Origin of the sequence: Micromonospora sp. Llam0 (assembly GCF_003751085.1) — a bacterium.
Taxonomy (GTDB): Bacteria; Actinomycetota; Actinomycetes; order Mycobacteriales; family Micromonosporaceae; genus Micromonospora_E.
Genome location: NZ_RJJY01000001.1, coordinates 438,706 through 454,639 on the forward strand (window position 1 = coordinate 438,706; position 15,934 = coordinate 454,639).

13 protein-coding genes and 1 pseudogene are annotated in these 15,934 nt (G+C 72.6%); 12 read left to right on the top strand and 2 right to left on the bottom strand.

Annotated features, from left to right (window positions below; genetic code table 11):
- Positions 1-265: 265 nt before the first annotated feature.
- The 8 genes from rsmD to mutM all read left to right on the top strand — a co-directional run bounded on the left by rsmD (position 266) and on the right by mutM (position 5,722).
- Positions 266-829: a 16S rRNA (guanine(966)-N(2))-methyltransferase RsmD gene (gene rsmD / locus EDC02_RS02045; protein ID WP_123600477.1), complete on the top strand. Its 564-nt coding sequence runs from the start codon at positions 266-268 to the stop codon at positions 827-829.
- Complete coding sequence (coaD, locus tag EDC02_RS02050) at positions 826-1,320, top strand: pantetheine-phosphate adenylyltransferase (protein WP_123600478.1); 495 nt, start codon at positions 826-828, stop codon at positions 1,318-1,320. Before rsmD ends, coaD begins: the two co-directional genes overlap by 4 nt.
- A gap of 244 nt (positions 1,321-1,564) precedes the next feature.
- Positions 1,565-2,062: a hypothetical protein gene (locus EDC02_RS02055; protein WP_123604406.1), complete on the top strand. Its 498-nt coding sequence runs from the start codon at positions 1,565-1,567 to the stop codon at positions 2,060-2,062.
- A gap of 134 nt (positions 2,063-2,196) precedes the next feature.
- Positions 2,197-2,760 carry a DUF177 domain-containing protein gene (locus EDC02_RS02060; RefSeq protein WP_123600479.1) on the top strand — a complete coding sequence of 188 codons (564 nt, stop codon included), beginning with the start codon at positions 2,197-2,199 and terminating at the stop codon, positions 2,758-2,760.
- A 5-nt stretch (positions 2,761-2,765) separates the two neighbouring features.
- On the top strand, positions 2,766-2,939 hold the full coding sequence (rpmF, locus tag EDC02_RS02065; RefSeq protein ID WP_123600480.1) for a 50S ribosomal protein L32: 174 nt from the start codon (positions 2,766-2,768) through the stop codon (positions 2,937-2,939).
- Between the two features lie 124 nt (positions 2,940-3,063).
- The gene (locus EDC02_RS02070) at positions 3,064-3,996 is read left to right on the top strand and encodes a phosphate acyltransferase PlsX (RefSeq protein WP_233606326.1); all 933 of its coding nucleotides are present in this window, start codon (positions 3,064-3,066) and stop codon (positions 3,994-3,996) included.
- Positions 3,993-4,826 (top strand): ribonuclease III, encoded by an 834-nt coding sequence (gene rnc, locus EDC02_RS02075; protein ID WP_123600482.1) that lies wholly within the window; start codon positions 3,993-3,995, stop codon positions 4,824-4,826. Before EDC02_RS02070 ends, rnc begins: the two co-directional genes overlap by 4 nt.
- A 41-nt stretch (positions 4,827-4,867) precedes the next feature.
- Positions 4,868-5,722 (top strand): bifunctional DNA-formamidopyrimidine glycosylase/DNA-(apurinic or apyrimidinic site) lyase, encoded by an 855-nt coding sequence (mutM, locus tag EDC02_RS02080; protein ID WP_123600483.1) that lies wholly within the window; start codon positions 4,868-4,870, stop codon positions 5,720-5,722.
- An 11-nt stretch (positions 5,723-5,733) separates the two neighbouring features.
- Here mutM and EDC02_RS02085 read toward each other — a convergent pair whose 3' ends face one another.
- Complete coding sequence (locus EDC02_RS02085) at positions 5,734-7,272, bottom strand: CAP domain-containing protein (RefSeq protein ID WP_123600484.1); 1,539 nt, start codon at positions 7,270-7,272, stop codon at positions 5,734-5,736.
- Positions 7,273-7,688: 416 nt separating this feature from the next.
- Between EDC02_RS02085 and EDC02_RS02090 the strand changes: the two genes are divergently transcribed.
- Positions 7,689-7,883 (top strand): hypothetical protein, encoded by a 195-nt coding sequence (locus EDC02_RS02090; protein WP_123600485.1) that lies wholly within the window; start codon positions 7,689-7,691, stop codon positions 7,881-7,883.
- A gap of 244 nt (positions 7,884-8,127) precedes the next feature.
- Positions 8,128-11,703, top strand: a pseudogene (gene smc, locus EDC02_RS02095) (chromosome segregation protein SMC); the annotation flags it as partial.
- A 73-nt stretch (positions 11,704-11,776) separates the two neighbouring features.
- Here smc and EDC02_RS02100 read toward each other — a convergent pair.
- The gene (locus tag EDC02_RS02100) at positions 11,777-13,495 is read right to left on the bottom strand and encodes an alkaline phosphatase D family protein (protein WP_123604407.1); all 1,719 of its coding nucleotides are present in this window, start codon (positions 13,493-13,495) and stop codon (positions 11,777-11,779) included.
- 312 nt (positions 13,496-13,807) lie between these two features.
- Between EDC02_RS02100 and ftsY the strand changes: the two genes are divergently transcribed.
- A complete protein-coding gene (gene ftsY / locus EDC02_RS02105) occupies positions 13,808-15,019 on the top strand; it encodes a signal recognition particle-docking protein FtsY (protein WP_123604408.1) in 1,212 nt (403 codons plus the stop codon).
- Between the two features lie 6 nt (positions 15,020-15,025).
- The gene (locus EDC02_RS02110; protein ID WP_199757471.1) at positions 15,026-15,856 is read left to right on the top strand and encodes an aminoglycoside phosphotransferase family protein; all 831 of its coding nucleotides are present in this window, start codon (positions 15,026-15,028) and stop codon (positions 15,854-15,856) included.
- Positions 15,857-15,934: the final 78 nt, after the last annotated feature.

Below are 15,934 nucleotides of genomic sequence, written 5' to 3' on the forward strand. Positions count from 1 at the left end.
GACCTTAGCTGTTCCTGAACTGACGTGGTGACCCACAGGTCCGGCTAAGGATGATGTTGTCGATCCGAGACAATTGATAGACGCAACGTGTTCGTCGCCCGCTTCGCGGGTGGCCTTTCTCGCCTCAACTGTTTCTGCGGCAACAAGGGATGTGCCTGGTCATCCGAGAAGGGACTCAGCCGTCCGGGTCGGCATTCGGCCGGTTCGGCTGATCGCGTAGCGTGCCGGGCATGAGCGCACCGGCTGCCGTGGGAGCACGTCGCCGATGACCCGGATCATCTCCGGTCGGCTCGGCGGCCGGCGGATCGCCGCACCGCCCGGCGCGAACACTCGGCCCACCTCCGACCGGGTCCGCGAAGCCCTGTTCAGCACCCTCGGCACGATGACCGATCTGGTCGGGGTGCGCTTCGCCGACCTGTACGCCGGCAGCGGCGCGGTGGGTCTGGAGGCGCTGTCCCGGGGCGCCGACCACGTACTGCTGGTCGAGTCCGATGCGCGGGCAGCCCGTACCGTCCGGGCGAACATCGCCGCGCTGAGGGCCGGCGCCGCCGCCCGGCTGATCACCGCCAAGGTCGCGACCGCGCTGGCCACGCCGCCGGACGGCGGCGGCTACGACGTGGTCTTCGCCGATCCGCCGTACGCGGTGACCGACGCCGAACTCCGGACCGTCCTGGACAGTCTCGTCGCCGGCGGCTGGCTCGCCCCGGACGCCGTCGTGGTGATCGAGCGTTCGGCCCGGGGACCGGCGTTGACCTGGGTGGAAGGCGTCACTGCCGAGCGCGGGCGGCGTTACGGCGAGACCATGCTTTGGTACGGTCGGCGATCATGAGACGAGCGGTGTGCCCCGGCTCTTTCGACCCGGTCACCAACGGACATCTCGACATCATCGGCCGGGCCAGCCGGCTGTTCGACGAGGTCATCGTGGGTGTCCTGATCAACCAGTCCAAGGCTGGCCTGTTCACCATCGACGAGCGGATATCGATGCTCCGTGAAGTGGCCGGGTCGTACCGCAACGTTCGGGTCGCGTCGTTCCGTGGCCTGCTGGTGGACTTCTGCCGCGCCCAGGAGGCGGCCGTCGTGGTCAAGGGCCTGCGGGCGGTCAGTGACTTCGACTATGAGCTGCAGATGGCGCAGATGAACATCGGCCTGGCCGGGGTGGAGACGCTGTTCATGCCGACCAACCCGCTCTATTCGTTCCTCTCCTCCAGCCTGGTCAAGGAGGTCGCCAAGTGGGGCGGTGACGTCTCGGCGCACCTGCCCGAGGCGGTCCACGACCGGCTGCTCGCCCGGGTCGCCGCGCCACCGACCCAGCAGGTGTGAAACGGGCCGGCCCGGCAGTTCCGGGCGGGCCGACCCGGCCGCGATGAACCGCCCCGCCCCGCCCCGCTCCGCCCCGTCGCAGCGCGTTGCGACGCGCCGGACCCCGGGGTGGGATGGACCACATGTCGTCCTGGGTCGCATCATGATGGAGCGCCGACCGGTCCGGCAGTTGGGATGATGACGTTCTGGTCCGGCCTTGCCATCATGGTGGGTCGACCCTCCGACAACAGGGAGTGAGATGCCGGTGGATCCATTCGACCGCATCGACGAGATCATCGCGATGGTGGAGACCGCGCGGGCCGTGCCGATGTCCCGGAACAACTGCATGATCGACCGGGCCGAGATGATCGGCGTCCTGGACCAGTTCCGGGCCGAGCTCCCCGCCGACCTGCGCCGGGCGGCGGCGCTGCTGGAGGAACGCGACAAGATCATGGACGCCGGCAAGCGCGAGGCGGACCGGATCATCAGCGAGGGCGAGGCCGAGCACGCCCGGCTGGTGTCGGTGAACGAGATCACCGTCTCCGCCGAGCACGAAGGCGCCCGGATCGTCGCCGAGGCCCGCGCCGAGGCGCAGCGGCTGCGCGCCGAGGTCGACGACTACGTCGACACCGCGCTGGCCAACTTCGAGCAGTTCCTCACCCGGGCGCTGGCCTCGATAGAGCGTGGCCGGGACAAGATGCACGCGCTGCGGGAGATCGGTACCTTCTCCGGTGAGGAGAACGAACGCCCACTGCCCTTCTGACCGACTGCTCGCCCCTGACCGCTCGCCCTGCTGAACCGCCGTCGCCCGCCTGGCCGACCGGTGCCCCGGTTCGACGCCGTCGCCGCTGCTCGGGTAACCTGTTTTGTCGGCCTCTACCAGGCCGGAGTCCAACTATGCGCAATCACTCGTCGAAGACACTCAACCCCAGGTCGCCGCTGGTTCTCGATACCCGGGAACTGCCGCGTCGCCCTGGCGCGTTGCGTACGGTGAGCCGGGTGGTGCCCGCGCCGGCGGACCTCGGGCTGGAGCTGAACGGCGTACCGGAAGGTGCCGACCTGAGCCTCGATCTGCGGCTCGAGTCGGTCTCCGAAGGGGTGCTCGTCTCCGGGACGGTCTCCGGGCCGGTCTCCGGCGAGTGCGGGCGGTGCCTGCGCCCGATCAGCGAGTCGCTGACCGTCCCGATCCAGGAGCTGTACGCGTACGAGAACAGCACCACGGACGAGACGACCGACATCGACGAGGTGGGCCGGTTGCAGGGCGATCTGATCGACCTGGAGCCGGCACTGCGGGACGCGGTGGTGCTTGCACTGCCGACCACCCCGCTGTGCCGCAGCGACTGCCCTGGGCTGTGCCCCGACTGTGGGGTGCACTGGGACGAGCTGCCGGACGACCACAACCACCAACAGGTCGACCCGAGATGGGCCGGCCTGTCGCAACTGACCCGCCAAGAGGAGTAAGAGCCGTGGCCGTTCCCAAGCGCCGGATGTCCCGCAGCAACACCCGTTCCCGCCGGTCCCAGTGGAAGACCACGCCGGTGGTGACCGTCGAGTGCCCGCAGTGCAAGTCCGCGAAGCTGCCGCACACCGCGTGCACCGTCTGCGGCACCTACAACGGCCGCCAGGTCATCGAGGTCTGATTCGGTCGTCGTGACGCCGCCGGTCTCCGACCGGGCGGCGCGGACCTCCCGGCGAACGCCGGGTGCCTCGTCCCGGGAGCGGGCCGGTCGGCCGGCACCGGCCGGCGCTGACTCCGGGACCGGCATCTCGCGGATCGCCGTCGACCTCCTCGGCGGGGATGGGGCACCCGCCGTCGTGGTTGACGGCGCTCTGCGCGCCTGCCGCGCCGATCCCGATCTCCAGCTCCTGCTCGTCGGCCCGCCAGAGGCGGCGGACGACGTTCGCGTCGCGCTGCCCGACGAGCAGCGGAGCCGGATCACCGTACGCTTGGCGGGTGACACCGGCCGGGCCGACGGATCGATCCTGGCCGGCATGGCCGCCGTCGCCGACGGCGCGGCCGACGCGTTCATCTCCGCCGGGTCCAGCGGCGCGATCGTCACCGCGGCCGCGCTCGGTCTCGGCCGCTGGCCGACGGTACGCCGGCCGGCCCTGGTCGCCACCATCCCGGCGGTCGCCGGCCCGGTGGTGCTGCTCGACGTCGGTGCCACGGTCGAGGCACGCCCGGCGACCCTGACCCAGCACGCCCTGTTCGGCGCCGCCTACGGTGCCGCGCGACTCGGCCTGGACCGGCCCCGGGTCGGACTGCTCTCGATCGGCGCCGAGCCGGGCAAGGGCGACCGGGTCCGGCGTACCGCCGACACGCTGCTGCGCAGCCTCACCGTGCCCGCCGACGGCAGGTACGTCGGGCTGGTCGAAGGGCACGACGTCACGCTCGGCGACGGCATCGACGTGGTCGTCACCGACGGCTTCACCGGCAACGTGCTGCTCAAAGGCATCGAAGGCGCGTACGCGATGGCCGGCGGCCCGGAGCCGGGCCGGATCGCGCCCCGGGCGGCGGCCCTGCTCGGCGTCGCCGGGACCGTGGTGGTCTGCCACGGTGCCGCCAGCGGCGGCGACATCGCCGCCGGAATCACCCTCGCCGCCGGACTGCATCGTGGCCGGGTGACCGCGACAGTCGCCCGGATGCTCGACGACATCGCCCGGCTGATCGCAGAACAGGACGAGGTATCGCCATGAGCAACAACCAGTTCCGTCGTCCGCCGGTGGCCCACCTGGAGGCCGCGTTCGGCGTGGCGTTCGAACCGGACCTGCTGGAACGGGCGTTGACCCACCGGTCGTACGCGTACGAGAACGGCGGTCTGCCCACCAACGAGCGGTTGGAGTTCCTCGGCGACTCGGTGCTCGGTGTGGTGATCACCTCGGCGTTGTTCCACAGCCACCCCGACCTGCCGGAAGGGCAACTGGCCAAGCTGCGGGCCAGCGTGGTCAACATGCGGGCGCTCGCCGAGGTGGCCCGGTCCCTCGGCCCGCAGGGGCTCGGCCCGTACCTGCTGCTCGGTAAGGGGGAGGAGAGCACCGGCGGGCGGGACAAGGCGAGCATCCTGGCAGACACCCTGGAGGCGCTGCTCGGCGCGATCTACCTGCAGTACGGGCTGGACACCGCGTCGATCGTGATTCGCCGGCTGTTCGATCCGTTGATGGCGGATTCCGCGAGCCGGGGTGCCGGGCTGGACTGGAAGACCAGCCTGCAGGAGCTGACCGCGACGCTCGGACTGGGCGTGCCCGAGTACCGCATCGACGACGCCGGTCCGGACCACGCCAAGACCTTCACCGCCTGGGTGGTGGTCGCCGGGCAGCGCTACGGCGGGGCCGAAGGGCGCAGCAAGAAGGAAGCCGAGCAGCGGGCCGCCGAAGCCGCGTGGCGTACACTCTCCGCGCAGATGGCGGACTCCACCGCAGTCGCCGGCACCGCTGCGGCCGCCAACGAGCCCGATCGGGCCGTCGACGAACCTGATCCGGCCGTCGACGAGAACAACGCTGACGATGATCCGCCCGCCCAGGTCTGAGCACGCAAACACCACCGGCACCGGTCGGGGAAAGGCCTGTCATGCCAGAGCTGCCCGAGGTCGAGACGGTCCGGCAAGGGCTGGCCGGCTGGGTGATCGGCCGGCGGCTGGACACGGTGCAGGTGCACCACCCCCGGGCGATCCGCCGGCACCTGCCCGGCCCGGTGCACTTCGCCGCCGTACTCGCCGGCCGGCGGATCCTCGACGTCCGCCGCCGCGGCAAGTACCTGTGGCTGCCGCTGGACAGTGGCGACGCGATCGTCGGCCATCTCGGCATGTCCGGTCAGCTGCTGCTGCAGCCGGCGAACACCCCGGACGAGACGCATCTGCGGGTCCGCTTCCGGTTCGCCGAGGGTGACCCGGAGCTGCGCTTCGTCGACCAGCGGACGTTCGGCGGGCTCGCCGTGTCGGCCGGTGGTGCCGAGCTGCCGGCGGAGATCGCGCACATCGCCCGGGATCCGCTCGACCCGGACTTCTCCGACACCGCCTTCGTCGCGGCGGTACGTCGACGCCGTACCGAGATCAAGCGGGTGCTGCTGGACCAGTCGCTGATCTCCGGGATCGGCAACATCTACGCCGACGAGGCGCTGTGGCGGGCCGGTCTGCACGGCACCCGGCCGACCGACCGGCTGCCGCCCGCGACGGTCACCAGGCTGCTGGCACACGTACGGGACGTGCTGCGGGCGGCGGTCACCGAGGGCGGCACCAGCTTCGACGCGCTCTACGTCAACGTCAACGGCCAGAGCGGCTACTTCGACCGATCGCTCAACGTGTACGGGCGGGAGGACCAGCCCTGCGCCCGGTGCGGGGCGCTGATCCGCCGGGAGTCGTTCATGAACCGGTCGTCGTTCAGCTGTCCCCGCTGCCAACCCAGGCCGCGGGCCGTCCGCCGCTGACCGACGTCAGCTCAGCGCTCCGCCCCGAACATCTGCGTCCAGTAGAGGGTCCCGTTCGACGAGGTGGCCGTGCCGACCCCCATGGCGACCGCGTCGCAGTTGAGGATGTTGGCCCGGTGGCCGGGGCTGTTCATCCAGCCCTCCATCACCGCCTCGGCGGTGGGGTAGCCGGCCGCCACGTTCTCGCCGATCGCCTGCTCGTAGCCGGCCCGCTTGGCGCGTTCCCACGGGTCGCTGCCGTCGCTGCCGTCGTGCGACATCTCGTTGTTGGCCGCCTGGTCCTCGCTGTGCAGCCGGGACGCCTCGGCCAGCTGGTTGTTGATCGTCACCGCGCCGCACCCGTTGTCGTCGCGCGCCGCGTTGACCAGTACCAGGACCTGCTGCTGCCGGCTGGTGTCCCCGGTGGCGGTCTGCTGCGGCGCGGCGCTGGTCTTCGCCGGCGCGGCGGTGGTGCGCTGCGGCCGGGAGCTTTCCGGGGCGGCGGTGCTGCGACGTGGGCTCGGGGCGGCCGAGGTCGGCGGTGGCGGTGCGGGGCTCGCAGCTGGCGTCGGGGCGGCACCGAGTTCGGCGTCGAGCACTTCCGGCTCGCCGATCTGCGGGTCCTCCGTACCGGCGGATTGTTCGGTGAGTGGGTCGGTGACCGAATCGACATCCGTTGCCACGACGGTGTCGTCGGTGCCGTCGGTCGAGTCGTCGCCGAACCCGGCGCGCAGCATCGCGCCGCCGCCACCGATCGCCACCAGCAGCACGACGACCAGCGTGGCCAGGGTGACCGGCCCGACGGCGAGCCGGCGCCGTCGGCCGTCGGTTGCCTCCGGGTCGGAGTCGTCGCGCGCGTCGGATCGCCGCCGGCGGGCCGCGCGGGTCAGCGGCCCGGTGTCGGTCGGGTCCTCGCCCGGTCCCCGGTCGTCGTCGGCCCGGCGATCGTCGCCACCGGCCCAGCCGACGTCGCCACCGGGCCAGCCGTCGACGTCGTCGGCCAGGTCCCGCAGCACGCCGTACCGGTGCGTCCCGGTCTCGTCGTACGGGGCGTCGCTGTCGGCGGCGCCGTCGTACCCGTGCGGAGCGACGGGGTACCCCGGTCCGTCGGCGTAGCCTGGCCCGTCCGCGTACCCCGGCCCGTCCGGGCGGGCGATCAGGTGGGTGTCGTACCCGTCGTCGGCGGGTCGGCCGTACGGCTGCGGGTGGTAGCCGGCTCCGCCGGGGAGCGGTCCGGCCGGGTCGGCGGGGTAGCCGCCGTGGTCCACTCCGTCGTACGCCGGCTGCCCGGCGTATGGCTGCCCGTCGTGTGGCGGTTGCCCGTGGCGGTCCGCTCCGTACGCCGGGTAACCGCCGTCGCCGTAACCGCCGTCGCCGGGGAACCGGCCGGCGGTCGGGTGGTCGTCGGCCGACGAAGGGCCGGGCCGCCAGCCGGCGTCGAGGTGGTCACGCCAGGAACTCTGCCCGAACCGGTCGGTGTTCCAGCCGGCGTCACCGGGTGCGGTGTGGCCGGCGGGCGGCGTCGGATCGCCGGGGATGGATCCATCGACCCGGTCGTTGCGCCGGTACAAGGTCGTTGCCTCCGCAGGTGGGTGGTCGGCCAGCGGGCCGCGTCCGGTGGGACCGGGGGCGCTGTGCCGGGTGCGACGCTAAGGCGTTCGGCGGCGCCCGGCAACGCTGCTAAGACAAACCGGCGATCCCGCTAAGGAAGAGATAAGGCGGACAGCTGTCCGGCTGAGGTTCTGCCGGTGACACTGTGATCTGTGCCGCTAAACCGCCGCTCTTCGTACCTTTTGGGCGATAGATTCGGTGGAGGAGGTGGGGATCCTCGTCTGGTGGAACTTGACGAAGCGGCGACTTCGGCGGACCATGGGGGTGTCGCCAGTCGCGCCCAGTCGCGCCCCCGCATGCCCGGGGGTTGACCGACACGAGGGTTCACGGGCGCGCGTTGGCCGGCCTTTCCGGCAGCGCATTACAAGGAGACGAAATGGCGAAGGCCCTCTACGGCCACGTTGGTGCAGCACCCGACCGGCGCCTGCTCGACGAGGTCACCCGATTGCGTGCCACGGTACAGGCACTGGAGTTCGAGATCACCCGACTGCGGGCGGAGAACGACCGGCTCGCCGCAGCGGTCGCCGAGAGCGACGACCTGCTGCGGATCCCCGAGCCAGCGCTCACCTGATCTCTACGGGCGCCGGTGCAGGCCGGCGCCCGCCGCCAGTGACCGTACGTACCACTGATCGCACGCACCCACCGCGCGCCGACACTCAAGTGCCGGCGCGCAGCTTTTTGTCCGGGCCGCGCCCGGACCGCGTCCGCGCCCGGACCGCGTCGGATCCGGTGACCGTCCGACCGACGGGTTAGCCTGTGCGGTACTGACCAGCACTGACGGCCGCACGGCGACCCGTCGGACGAGGAATCGGACCGTGCATCTCAAAAGTCTGACGGTGAAGGGCTTCAAGTCCTTCGCCTCTGCCACCACCCTGAAGCTGGAGCCCGGGATCACCTGCGTGGTCGGCCCGAACGGCTCCGGCAAGTCCAACGTCGTCGACGCCATCGCCTGGGTCCTCGGCGAGCAGGGCGCGAAGGCGCTGCGGGGCGGCAAGATGGAGGACGTCATCTTCGCCGGCACCGCCGGCCGGGCCCCGCTGGGCCGGGCCGAGGTCACGTTGACCATCGACAACACCGACGGTGCGTTGCCAATCGAGTACACCGAGGTGTCGATCACCCGCCGGATGTTCCGCTCCGGTGAGAGCGAGTACGAGATCAACGGCAACCACTGCCGGCTGCTCGACATCCAGGAACTGCTCTCCGATTCCGGCATCGGCCGGGAGATGCACGTCATCGTCGGCCAGGGCCAGCTCGACGCCGTACTGCACGCCAAGCCGGAGGACCGGCGGGCCTTCATCGAAGAGGCCGCCGGGGTGCTCAAGCACCGCAAGCGCAAGGAAAAGGCGCTGCGCAAGCTGACCGCGATGCAGACCAACCTGGACCGGCTGACCGACCTGACCGGCGAACTGCGCCGCCAGCTCAAACCGCTGGGCCGGCAGGCCGAGGTGGCCCGCCGGGCCGCCGGGATCCAGGCCGATCTGCGCGACGCCCGGCTGCGGCTGCTCGCCGACGACCTGACCACCCTGCGGACCACCCTCGACAAGGAGATCGCCGACGAGACGGCGCTGCGGCAGCGCCGTACCGAGGTGGAGTCCGAACACGCCGAGGTGCAGTCCCGGCTGGCCGAGCTGGAGTCGGCGCTGGCCGAGGACGCGCCGCTGCTCGCCGCCGCCCAGGACACCTGGTACAAGCTCGCCGCCCTGCAGGAACGCTTCCGCTCGACCGAGCAGCTGGCCGGTGAACGGCTGCGGCACCTGTCCGGCGTGCCCGACGACGAGCGACCCGGGCGTGACCCGGACCAGCTCACCGACGAGGCGCACCGGGTCCGCGAGCAGGAGGAGGAGCTGCGGGCCGCGTTGACCGAGGACCAGATCCGCCTCGCCGAGGCGGTGGAGGGCCGCCAGCAGCTGGAGGCGCAGCTGACCCAGGCCGAGCGGGCGCTGGTCGCCGCCGCCAAGGCGATCGCCGACCGGCGGGAAGGGCTGGCCCGGCTGACCGGCCAGGTCAACTCGGCGCGGGCCCGTACCTCCAGCGCCGCCGACGAGATCTCCCGGCTCACCGCCGCGCACGCCGACGCGCAGGCCCGCGCCGACCAGGCCCAGCAGGAGCTGGACGCGGCCGCCGAGCTGTCCACCGAGGCGGACCGGGACAACGCCGACCTGGACGCCCGGCACGCCGAGGCGGTCGCCGCGCACGACGCCGCCGCCGCCCAGGTACGGCAGCTGTCCGACGCCGAGCGCCGGGCCGAGAAGGAGGCCGCCACCTGGCAGGCGCGGGAGGACGCGCTGGCGATGGGGCTGCGCCGGGGCGACGGTGCCGGGGCGCTGCTGGCCCGGGCCGATCAGGTGCCCGGCCTGCTGGGCAGTCTGGCCGGTCTGCTTACCGTCGCGCCCGGACACGAGGCGGCGCTGGCCGCCGCGCTGGGCGGTCTCGCCGACGCGGTGGCGGTCACCGGCGTCGACGAGGCGGCCGAGGCGATGCGGCTGCTCAAGATCCAGGATTCCGGCCGGGCCAGCCTGCTGGTCGCCGGACCCGCCGGGCCGGGGATGATCGGCTCGCCGGACACCCTGCGGCCGGCCATGCCGCCTGGGGCGACCTGGGCACCGGACGCTGTCAGCTGCCCCGACGAGCTCCGCCCGGCGCTGCACCGGGCGCTGCGGGACGTGATCCTGGTCGGCGACCTCGCGGCGGCCACCGCGGCCGTCGCCGACCATCCGCAGCTGCGGGCGGTCACCCCGGACGGCGACATCGTCGGCGCCTACGCCGCCGCCGGCGGGTCCGCCAAGGCCCCCAGCTTCATCGAGGTGCAGGCGGCGGTCGAGGAGGCCCGCAGCAACCGGCTCACCGCCGAAGCCACCGTCGCCGAGCTGCGCGGGCAGCTGGACACCGCGCGGGAGGCGGCGGCCGGCCTCAAGGAGCAGGTCGCGCAGGCCGCCGCCGAGCGGCGACAGGCGGAGGGGCAACGCAACGCCGCCGCCCGCCGGCTCGCCGAACTCGGCGCCGCGGCCCGGTCGGCACGGGCCGAGGCGGAGCGGCTCGGCGCCTCCCGGGACAAGGCCGCCGAGGCCCGGGACCGCGACCTGGCCGCGCTGGAGGAGCTGGAGGAGCGGCTGCGGCTGGCCGAGGCGACCCCGATCGACGAGGAGCCGTCGACCGCCGAACGGGACGAGTTCGCCGCGATGCTGCCCGGTGCCCGGCAGAACGAGATGGAGGTCCGACTCGCCGTCCGTACCGCCGAGGAGCGGGTGTCGTCGATCGCCGGCCGGGCGGACTCGCTGCTGCGGCAGGCGGCGGCGGAGCGGGCCGCGCGGGAACGCGCCGCCGCCCGCCGGGCCGCCCGGGCCCGGGGCGCGCAGATCGCCCGCGCGGTCACCGCCGGGGCCCGGTTCGCGCTGACCCGGCTGGCCGACTCGATGGTCGACGCGGCCGCCGCCCGTGACGAGATCGCCAGCGCCCGCGCCGCGCGGGAGGCCGAGCTGCAGGAGGTACGCGGCGCGGCAAAGCGGCTCGGGGCCGAGCTGGAGCGGCTGACCAGCGCCGTGCACCGCGACGAGGTGGCCCGCGCCGAGCAGCGGCTGCGCATCGAGCAGTTGGAGGCGAAGGCGGCCGAGGACTTCTCGCTGGACGTGGAGACCCTGCTCGCCGAGTACGGCCCGCACCAGCCGGTGCCACCCACCCAGGCCCAACTGGCGGCGGCCGCCGCCGACGGCAAACCGGAACCGCAGCCGGTGCCGTTCGACCGGGCCACCCAGGAGAAGCGCTCGGCGAAGGCGGAACGGGAGCTGGCCCTGCTCGGCAAGGTCAACCCGCTGGCGTTGGAGGAGTTCGCCGCGCTGGAGGAGCGGTACAAGTTCCTCTCCGACCAGTTGGAGGACCTGAAGGCGACCCGCAAGGACCTGCTCACCGTCGTCGCGGACGTGGACGACCGGATCCTGGAGGTCTTCTCCAGCGCGTACGCCGACACGGCCCGCGAGTTCGAGCAGGTGTTCACCGTGCTGTTCCCGGGTGGCGAGGGGCGGCTGGTGCTCACCGACCCGGACGACCTGCTGACCACCGGGGTGGAGGTGGAGGCGCGGCCACCGGGCAAGAAGATCAAGCGGCTGTCGCTGCTGTCCGGCGGGGAGCGGTCGCTGACCGCCGTCGCCATGCTGGTAGCCATCTTCCGGGCCCGGCCCAGCCCGTTCTACATCATGGACGAGGTGGAGGCGGCGCTGGACGACGTCAACCTCGGCCGGTTGATCACGCTGATGGCCCAGCTGCGGGACCGCAGCCAGCTGATCATCATCACCCACCAGAAGCGGACCATGGAGGTCGCCGACGCGCTGTACGGGGTCACCATGCGCAACGGTGTCACCCAGGTGATCAGCCAGCGGCTCAAGTCGGCCGACGAGTCGCCGGCGCAGGCGCCGCCGAGCGTGCCGGGGCCGGCGGGGCCGAGCGTGCCGGGGCCGAGCGTGCCGGAGCCTACTGCGGAAGCCCCGCAGCCTGCTGGGGAGGCCGAGGTGCCGGCTGCACCGCCGGATCGGTGAGCCGGCGGCGGGCCACCTCGCGCAGCGCGCCGTCGGTCGTCGTTCCCTCCAGCGTCACCTCGGCCGTCGCGCCGTCGTGCAGCAGCGTGCTGACCGCGTTGCCGAAGTACGGGCCGTCCAGCTTGCGCCAGCGCACCGACGGCCTCGGCAGTCCGGCGGAGCGGGCCAGCGCCCGCAGCGCCGCCGTCGGCCCCCGCCACCAGCCCAACCGCATCAACGGCCGCATCAGCGCCGGCACCTGGTTGTGGATCGGTGAACAGGTGAGCTGGTGTACCGGGCTGGTCACCCGCCCGGGCAGGACGGCCCGCGCCACGTACGAGTGGTGCACGTCGCCGGAGAGCATGCTGATCGAGGCCGGCGGCGGGTGACCCGGCCCGGTGCCGACCCGGGCGAACAACTGCCCGAGGTCGTCGAAGGAGCGCCGGAACGCGGCCCAGTGCTCCAGGTCCAGGGCCTGGCGCAGCCACTCCGACACCGCCGCGACCCACCGCCGGGGCGACTCGGCCAGCCGTTCGTTCCACGACTCGAGGTGGTGGATGCCGGGCGGCATGAGCCAGGGCAGCGACGCGCCGACCACCAGGTGGTCGTAGCGGCCGTGTGCCCGGTCGGTGAGCCAGGCCCACTCACCGGCCGGCAACATGCTGCGTTCCCCCGGCCGCAGCACCCGGCTGCACCGGTTGTCCAGCACGATCACCCGGGTCCGGCCGACGTCCAGCGAGAAGCTCCACTGGTACTGCACCTGCGACCAGCGCTGCGGGTCGTGCGCGACGTCCGCCTCGGCGTCCACCCGGGCACCGAACCCGCGCAGCACATCGGTGGCGTCGTCGGCGGCGGTGACCGCCCGGAACACCGGGTCGGCGGCGACCTCGTCCGGGGCCAGGTTGCCCAGGTGCTGGTAGACCCAGTAGGAGGCGAGTCCGCTGCTGATCCGCTCCGGCCACCAGGGCTCGCCGCGCATCCGCGTCCGCCAGACGGCCGAGGTGTTCCAGTCGTCGATCACCTCGTGGTCGTCGAAGATCATCACGCTGGGTACGGTCGACAGCAACCAGCGGATCTCCGGGTCCCGCCACGACTCCAGATACAGCCGGGTGTACTCGGGGAAGCTGACCACCTGGTCGGCGGGGGCGCCGGGCGGTAGCCCACGGTGCCGGCGCCGCCGCCGCAGGAACCGTCGGATCACCGGCGACGTCTCGTCGGCGTACACCTGGTCGCCGAGCAGGAGCAGCAGGTCGGGCCAGTCGTCGCCGGCCGGGTCCAGGCCGGCCAGCCGCCGGGCGTACGCGTCGAGCGCGTCCGGCGGCAACCGCCGGGCGGTGGAGTGCTGGGTGGTCTCCCGGCAGGAGCCGAAGATCAACCGCACCGGCTGGGTGCCGTCGTCGGCCCGCCGGGTCCGGATCACACTGCCCGGGTACGGCGAGTCCGGTTCCGGCCAGACCCGCCGCTCGTCGAGAAAGACCTCGTAGCGGTGGCTCGAGCCGGGGGTCAGCCCGTCGACCACCACGAGCGCGTAGTGGTGCCCGAACGCGCTGAAGGTGTGGGCCGTGCCCTCCGCCGTGCCCGTCGTCGCGACCCGTACCGTGGCCGGCGCGTCGGTCTCCACCCAGATGGTGGCCTGCCCGCCGACCACCCGGCGCAGCAACGGCCCGATCAGCAGCCTGGGGCCGACCGCCGGCCGGTGCTGAGGGTCCGGTCCGTCGGCGGCTGTGCCGTCGGTCACCGGTGGTCCCTGCCGAACTGGTGTGCAGACATGGTCGACCTTTCGCGAGGGACGCGGGACGGCCTCTTTTGTACCCCGCGTGCAGGCCCGTCACCCAGTTCCCCGACCTGTTCCTGGGGGTGTGGTAGCCGGCCGGCGACACAGGTGGCGGGGGTTGGTCGCCGAACGGCGACACTGTACCGGGGGGTGGGTGTCACCGATGGGTGCGGTGGGCGGGACGCGGTCGCGGCCATCTGTCAGGATTTCCGCATGGATTACCTCGTCCTCGCCGCGATCCTGCTCGGTGTGCTGCTGCTCGCCGGTCTCGGGCTGGTGGTGCCCCGGCTGCGCCGGCAGCCACCGCTGCCGCCGGCGCCGCCGACCGCGCTCGGCGGCGACCAGCCGCAGGAGCGCCCACCGGCCGACGTCGACGGCGAGCGTCCGGTCGGCATCGCCGTCGAGGACCGCCCGGTCGCGCCGCCGGCCGAACCGGAGCAGGCACCCGCGGAGCCGGTGGCGCCGGCCCCGCCGACCCTGGAACGCCCGGAGCCGACCGCCGGGCGGCTGGTCCGGCTGCGGACCCGGCTGTCCCGGTCGCAGGGCCTGCTCGGCAAGGGGCTGCTGAATCTGCTCTCCCGGGACCGGCTGGACGAGGAGGTCTGGGAGGAGATCGAGGAGAGCCTGATCACCGCGGACGTCGGCATCGAGCCGACCCGGGAGATCGTCGACCGGCTGCGGGAGCGTACCCGGGTGCTCGGCACCCGCAGCGCCACCGAGCTGCGGACGCTGCTCACCGAGGAGCTGGTCGCCGCGCTGGACCCGCAGCTCGACCGGGCGTTGAACACCGGCGGCGAGCCGAGCGTGGTGCTGGTCGTCGGGGTCAACGGGGCCGGGAAGACCACCACTTGCGGCAAGATCGCCCGGGTGCTGGTCGCCGATGGCCGTACCGTGCTGCTGGGTGCCGCCGACACGTTCCGGGCCGCCGCCGCCGACCAGCTGACCACCTGGGCCTCCCGGGTCGGTGCCGAGGTGGTCCGCGGCCCGGAGGGCGCGGATCCGGCCAGTGTCGCCTTCGACGCGGTGAAGCGGGGCATCGACACCAAGATCGACGCGGTGCTGATCGACACCGCCGGCCGGCTGCAGAACAAGATCGGTCTGATGGACGAGCTGGGCAAGGTCAAGCGGGTGGTGAGCAAGCATGGTCCGGTGCACGAGACACTGCTCGTGCTGGATGCCACCACCGGGCAGAATGGGTTGGAGCAGGCCCGGGTGTTCACTGAGGCGGTGGAGGTGACCGGGGTGGTGCTGACCAAACTCGACGGCACCGCCAAGGGCGGTATCGTCATCGCGGTGCAGCGCAAGCTCGGCATTCCGGTCAAACTGGTCGGTCTCGGCGAAGGTCCGGACGACCTCGCCCCGTTCGATCCGGCGCAGTTCGTCGACGCCCTGATGGGCGCCGATCCACGTGGAATGGATGCGTAGCCTCGGGTGACGTACCGCAATCAGGAGCCACGTCTCGGGAGACCGTACGTGACCCAGCAGGAGATCCCACTGCGCGGCGGCAACGTCAGCACCGTGGTGCGGGTCGGCGACACCGTCCGGCGCAACGTCGGGCCGTGGACCCCCTCGGTGCACGCGCTGCTGCGGCATCTGGAGTACGTCGGGTTCACCGGCTCGCCCCGGGCACTCGGCATGGACGAACGCAACCGCGAGGTCCTCTCCTACGTCGAGGGGGAGTGCGGCGAGTATCCGCTGGCGCCGCACTGGGTCAGCGACGAGGCGCTGGTCACCGTCGCGACCATGTTGCGGATGTTCCACGACGCCCAGTACGGGTTCAATCCGCCGCGCAGCGCGGTCTGGCGTTCGTTCGGCCCGCCGCCGCCGGACACCGAGGTGATCTGTCACCACGACGCGGCCCCGCACAACGTGATCTGGCGTCCGGACGGCACCCTCGCCCTGATCGACTTCGACCTGGCGTCGCCGGGGGCGCGGATCTACGACGTGGCCTATGCCGCGTGGACCTGGGTGCCGCTCTTCTCCGACCGGGACTCCTACACGCTGGGCTGGCGGCACCCGGACCGGCCGCGTCGGCTGCGGCTGTTCGCCGACGCGTACGGGCTGATCCCCCGCGACCGGCACCGGTTGGTCCGGACCATCCGCAAGCGGGTGGTCGACCATGTGGAGGGGATCCGGCGGATGGCCGCCGCCGGAGATCCGGCGTTTGTCCGGATCGTGCACAAGGGCCATCTCCGCCGGCCGATGCGGGACCTGCGGCTGCTCGACTACGAACGGCACATCCTGGAGTACGCGTTGCGCTGACAGGTGGCGAGTGCCGGTTGCGCTGACCGGTCGCGGGCCGGGGCGGCAGTGGTCCGGGTACGGGTGACGAGTTCTGTC